Origin of the sequence: Flavobacterium fluviatile (assembly GCF_010645065.1) — a bacterium.
Taxonomy (GTDB): Bacteria; Bacteroidota; Bacteroidia; order Flavobacteriales; family Flavobacteriaceae; genus Flavobacterium; species Flavobacterium fluviatile.
In genome coordinates, this window is record NZ_JAADZW010000080.1 from 1 (window position 1) to 1,092 (window position 1,092).

Annotated in this window: 1 protein-coding gene and 1 pseudogene; both read left to right on the top strand. The window is 37.6% G+C overall.

Annotated elements, in window-relative coordinates; translation table 11 throughout:
- Positions 1–402, top strand: a pseudogene (locus GXM17_RS21345) (hypothetical protein); the annotation flags it as partial.
- 233 nt (positions 403–635) lie between these two features.
- A partial coding sequence (locus tag GXM17_RS21350; RefSeq protein WP_208796482.1) for a phage minor head protein occupies positions 636–1,092 on the top strand: 457 nt, incomplete at its 3' end.

Genomic DNA, 1,092 nt, shown 5'->3' on the forward strand with positions numbered 1-1,092 from the left:
TTGATATTTATTGAAAACCTGTTGAACAGTAAAAAGTTTAAACAGATTTTAAAGTCATACGGTTATAACATTGACGGTAAATTTGAATTTGAGCTTGATCTTGATTTAAGAAAATTAAAACTTCGTATGGAGATTGACACCTTTGTTAGTCAAAAGGTGCCTATTGGTGACGATTATTGGTATGAAACATACGGTATTCCAAAACCTGACAACTATGATGAGCTAAAAGCGAAAATGGAGCAAGCGAAGCAGGAACCGGCACCGGAACCAACCGAAACCAATCCTAAAAAAACACCAGAGCAACAAGCCAAAAAAACACAGCTAACCGAAACCAGAAAGCAGAACCTTATGGATTTACTTTTTAAAGGTTTAGCGGATTTTTTCGACCAAGCCCGACCATAGTCGGGCAATTAAACAATTTATATAGTTCAAATTGCGCCTGTTGTGATGATCTGGAACTGGAAGACCTTGCAGCCAATAATTGGGATGATATTTACTCCCAAATTGCAAGACAATTATTCGAGGGGGAAGACCTGAACACCGATGCAGTTTACAATAGAACTGTAGCGCAATTATCAAAGGCAATTAATAAAGGTCTTGGTGTTTCATTTGACGACATCGAAAGCCGTAAAGCCTTGAAAGATGCTTTCATCTTAAATATTGAACAATTTAGTTACGCTAAAACGTTAACGCAATTCAATTTATTTAAAGATGCGGTTTTCAACCTCAAAGGACAACAGCGAAGCTTTGAAGCTATTAAAAGAATCGTTGCTGATACTGGCGAAGTATTTAACAAATCATATTTATCAGCTGAAGTGAAACACGTCACTCAGAGTTCAATAATGGCTCGTAAGTGGCATACTATGGATGCAGAATACTTGCAGTTTTCAACTGTAGGTGACAGCTCAGTACGTCCAGAACATAGAATTTTTGACAAGTTTACAGCTCTCAAAACAGACAAAATTTGGCTTCGATTGTACACTCCTTTAGCTTGGGGTTGCCGTTGTACAATTATTCCAGGTATCGCAAGAAACTTAAGTAAGGAGTTTGATAGTGACTGGGCTAACAATGCGGTTGATCCTTTGGTAAAAG